The organism is Corynebacterium sp. HMSC034B08, assembly GCF_001835805.1.
Classification (GTDB): Bacteria; Actinomycetota; Actinomycetes; order Mycobacteriales; family Mycobacteriaceae; genus Corynebacterium; species Corynebacterium coyleae.
Window position 1 is genome coordinate 212861 of the sequence record NZ_KV825964.1, and the last position, 3863, is coordinate 216723.

Annotated in this window: 5 protein-coding genes and 5 tRNA genes; 4 read left to right on the forward strand and 6 right to left on the reverse strand. The window is 58.6% G+C overall.

All coding sequences use genetic code 11. From position 1 onward, the window contains the following. The 6 genes from HMPREF2656_RS13105 to HMPREF2656_RS07455 all read right to left on the reverse strand — a co-directional run. Window positions 1-402: AAA family ATPase (locus HMPREF2656_RS13105; protein ID WP_168167550.1), on the reverse strand; the 402-nt coding region annotated here is incomplete at its 3' end. 15 nt (window positions 403-417) lie between these two features. Beyond that, entirely contained in the window at window positions 418-876 is a 459-nt protein-coding gene (locus tag HMPREF2656_RS07435) for a hypothetical protein (protein ID WP_070816236.1), read from the reverse strand. Between the two features lie 2 nt (window positions 877-878). Continuing rightward, window positions 879-1064, reverse strand: a complete 186-nt coding sequence (locus HMPREF2656_RS07440; protein ID WP_070816237.1) for a helix-turn-helix domain-containing protein — start codon at window positions 1062-1064, stop codon at window positions 879-881. A gap of 175 nt (window positions 1065-1239) precedes the next feature. After that, the gene (locus HMPREF2656_RS07445; RefSeq protein WP_070816238.1) at window positions 1240-1653 is read right to left on the reverse strand and encodes a hypothetical protein; all 414 of its coding nucleotides are present in this window, start codon (window positions 1651-1653) and stop codon (window positions 1240-1242) included. Window positions 1654-1657: 4 nt separating this feature from the next. Continuing rightward, a complete protein-coding gene (locus tag HMPREF2656_RS07450; RefSeq protein WP_070816239.1) occupies window positions 1658-2965 on the reverse strand; it encodes a tyrosine-type recombinase/integrase in 1308 nt (435 codons plus the stop codon). A gap of 137 nt (window positions 2966-3102) precedes the next feature. Then, a tRNA-Val gene (locus HMPREF2656_RS07455) sits at window positions 3103-3174 on the reverse strand. Window positions 3175-3421: 247 nt separating this feature from the next. Here HMPREF2656_RS07455 and HMPREF2656_RS07460 point away from each other — a divergent pair. The 4 genes from HMPREF2656_RS07460 to HMPREF2656_RS07475 all read left to right on the forward strand — a co-directional run bounded on the left by HMPREF2656_RS07460 (window position 3422) and on the right by HMPREF2656_RS07475 (window position 3813). Then, a tRNA-Gly gene (locus tag HMPREF2656_RS07460) sits at window positions 3422-3497 on the forward strand. A 19-nt stretch (window positions 3498-3516) separates the two neighbouring features. Continuing rightward, window positions 3517-3588: transfer RNA gene (locus tag HMPREF2656_RS07465), tRNA-Val, on the forward strand. A gap of 35 nt (window positions 3589-3623) precedes the next feature. Further along, window positions 3624-3699, forward strand: a tRNA-Gly gene (locus tag HMPREF2656_RS07470). Window positions 3700-3739: 40 nt separating this feature from the next. Next, window positions 3740-3813: transfer RNA gene (locus tag HMPREF2656_RS07475), tRNA-Cys, on the forward strand. The last annotated feature ends 50 nt before the right edge of the window (window positions 3814-3863 follow it).

A 3863-nucleotide genomic window follows, 5' to 3' on the forward strand; every position in this document is an offset into this window, starting at 1 on the left:
CTCCGCGACTAGCTGTAGTTGCACGTCGCCCTGATCTTCCATCGTGACCGTCACCTGCGGAAAGAGGACGCGGGACATGTCGGCCCCGGCGGCACGTAGCGCGGGCTTGACGATATAAGCGGCGGACTCTTCCTGCGCGATGTAGACGACGCTGTGTGGTGTTCCGTCCCAGCAACCTGGGAGCGTGCCTGTGGACACACGCGCGGCGATGTGGCGGCCTGTCGTTGATTTTCCCGCACCGGGTCGCCCTGCGAAAAGCGCGATAGAGCCGATAGGGCATGTGCCGATTGTTTGGCCGGAGTGAGTTAGGTCGAAGGCGAAGGTGGGTACGTCGTCTTGCACTTCATTGAATGAGATTAGACGCAGTTGTCGCGTTGGTTGTGTTGTGGCATTGGCGGCCATTTGGGTTTCCTTGGATTAGTGATCGAGTCCTGCGCGCGCGGCTAGGACGGTGAGTTGCTGGGCGGCGGTTATCGCGCGCTGTATAGCCGGGAGAGCGCCGTTTGCGGCCTCGGTGAGGCCCTGCCCCACTGCGTCACATTGACGGCGGAGACGGGCGGTTTTGAGGGCCGTGGCTAGGTGAGCGCGGTCGGCGGGGTTGGCCGGGTTGCCGGTAGTGACGGCGATGAGCGCGTTACGTTCGGTGTCGCTCGCTCCGCCGTCCACCAAGTGCGTCATGAGCACTGCGGGTTCCAACGGTGCGTCGGCGTGTCCGTCTTTGCAGAGTGCGACGGCATGGCCGTTGATAAGCCAGGCGATTCTCTGGTGTTGCGGCGCGTGGAAGTCTTCAGGTTCGAGCGTGCGCAGCGATTCTGCGGCCTCTCGCGCGGTGCCAGCAAGCACGGATCGCAGATAGGCAGTTTCGGTGTCGTGCATGGCTATCGCGCCACCTGTACGGGTTGGAGCATTGCGTCGAGTGCGTCCATGTGAATGCGGTAGACGCGCCCGGTTCTGCTGGCTTTGAGGTCGCCGCTTGAGATTCTGCGGCGGATTGTTTTGGTGGATAGTCCGACGTAGGTGGCGGCCTCTTCGACGGACAACCATTTGCGGGTGATCGCGGTCATTGCTGACCTTTCCGGGCACAAAAAATGCGCGCCCTTAACAGGCCGAGCAACCTAACTCGGCTTTTCAAGGACGCGCCACTTTTGTGATCGCGAGCAGATGGAGTCTTCTGCAATCCACGCCTTCGCCACTCTGTCTAAGTGGTTCCGGCCTTGGGTAGGACTGTAGACGGGCGGCCTAGAGTTGTCCAGCAATGACCCTTTGTAGGTGCCGCTCCTGAATGTCGGTTATGCCGTGGTCGTACAACTTTGCCAAGGTAGGGAGGGCTTTTTGCAGCGCGACTTCCCATTGGCGGAATATCAGTTTTTCCTCGGTTACGTAGACCGACGGCCTGCGTCCACTGATTCGTTCAACGTCACCCGGTTGCAGGTCGGCAGACGCTAGCCAGCCTTTTCTAGCCTGCCCCTTGGCTGGCAGCGTCTCTACAGCGACCGTAAGGTTTGCGGGGTCGGTTTCTCCCCCTGCTGTGTAGTCGCGCCGGGCGAGTAGGAGCACACAAACCGTCTTGCCGTGCGAATCCGTGACTCGAAGGTGGTGCTTTGGGCTTACCGTCGGGAACATGGCTGCGAGTTCCTTTTCCGTAGGGTTCATTTTTCTATCCTCCAAACAGGTTGCCGAACGCGGCGGCGGCCCGGTCGCGGTAGTCGCTTTGGGCGCGCATGTATTCGAGTAGTTGTTCTGTGGTTTCATGCCCCATGAGCATTCGCGCATCTTCCAGTGAGAATTCGCCTGCGAGCGCGAAGGTCACTAGTTTCGTGCCGTAGTAGCGGCGGGTGGCGTGGGGGCTAATATCTGGCCGTCCGATGGACTTTTTGGCGGGCGTGAAGTAGGCATCGCGGAAGTTACCTTGGGTGAACTGCGTCCCGTTCTTGCGCGTAACAACGAGGTCTTCGGGGTTTGTCTTGCCGAACTCCTTTAGGTGGTCGCGGATTGCCTCGCTGGTCTTGGGGTCAAGAGTGATTGCACGCTTTGCCGCCTCGCTTTTAGGAGTGTCGTTTATTAGAACCTCTTTGCCGCCGTCCGGGGCGTTGGTGTCCTGCATATTGCGGCGAACGTGAAGGGTGATCGGCGCTTGGCTGTTACCGATGTTTTCGAGGTCCTTGACTCGCAGTTCGAGCAATTCGCCCAAGCGCAGGCCCGCGAAGAGCATGATTCGCGGTGCGTGTTGCAACCAATCTGGGAAGGCGGCAATAAGCTGCTGGCCTTCCTCGTCGGATAGCACAGCCTGGTCTTTGGTGCTGTTTTTAGGTGGCTTCATCGTGGAATGTTCGAGCGGGTTCGCATCAATCAATTCAAGGTGCTTGATTGCGTAGTTGAACGCGGTTGAGAGGCGTTTTCGGGCGTAATACGACGTGGCGTAGCCGTCTTTGCCCATCGGCCATCGAGCCTTCATTTCATCAATCCACGCCTGCATTCGTGCACGGTCCACGTCCACAACTCGGAGGTCGCCAAGCGGCTCTACGCCGTTCAGTCGGAGAACGTTACGGCCAAGTGGATCGAGCTGCCCGAGCGCGCGTAGGTCCAGGGTTTTCTTGTGGCTCCTGCGAGTTGATTCTTTGATGTCGGAGTTGGTAAGCCACTTGTCCACGAGTTCCGCAACCGTGAGTGTTTGGGCGGCATCTCGCGCGGCTTGCTCCTTTGCGGCGTTGCGGCGCTGTTTTGGGGGTGTCCAGCGCCGTTCGTCGATTAGGTAACGCTCGGAGTCGAGCCAGTTGTCCGCTTGGCGCTGGGTGGTGAAACCTTGCCCGGCTGTGTGTCGTGAGCCGTCGTGGGTGTATTCCGCGTAGTACCGCTTCCCTTTGTGGGTGATCTTGCCAAAACTGCGCCGTGTATTGCTCTTGCGGAGCGCTTTGGGCGTTCCTCCCCTGCGCGGCTTCTGGCCGTGCTCTCTATCTCCGGTCATGTTCTCTAATCCGTCTCTATTTCGAGTCGCCCTGCGTCTCGCTGTGTCCACTTAAGTACATAGCCTAATATGGATCATGACGTGCGAAAACATGAAGAAACCCCAGGCCATTCGCGACCTGGGGTTTTCCCAATCCGTGGTCCTAGCTGGGATCGAACCAGCGACCTTTCCGGTGTGAACGGAACGCTCTTCCACTGAGCCATAGGACCGAACGAGTTGCTAGATTACACGGATGGAGCGCCACGGACGAATCCGCAGGCCACAACCACTTTCCCCCCAAGAGAGCCTTCCCCTGCCTAGTTTGACACCTTGAATCGCGTGCGGCTCCCGAGAATTACATCGCTGAAACCTCATTAACCAACCCGCACCAAGTGCCGTGAACTGCCGATTTGGATACAAGCGGTGAATGAGGATAAGGTTTGTTCTCGCAATCAGCGCGGTAAGCGCGGAGAGCATGCGGATGTAGCGCAGTTGGTAGCGCATCACCTTGCCAAGGTGAGGGTCGCGAGTTCGAGTCTCGTCATCCGCTCCAGTTCCATCAAGGAACGTGGGCGCGATTAGCTCAGCGGTAGAGCACTACCTCGACACGGTAGGGGTCACTGGTTCGATCCCAGTATCGCGCACAGAGGGTCTTCCCCTCGTCAACTGAATACAAGATGCGGATGTAGCGCAGTTGGTAGCGCATCACCTTGCCAAGGTGAGGGTCGCGAGTTCGAGTCTCGTCATCCGCTCCAAGTACTTCGGAGTTCCCGAATACTTTGGAGGTAACTCCACGGTGGATTGGTCGAGTGGTTAGGCAACGGTCTGCAAAACCGTGTACACGGGTTCGATTCCCGTATCCACCTCCAAGCTGTCACCAGCCAAGCGCGATTAGCTCAGCGGTAGAGCACTACCTCGA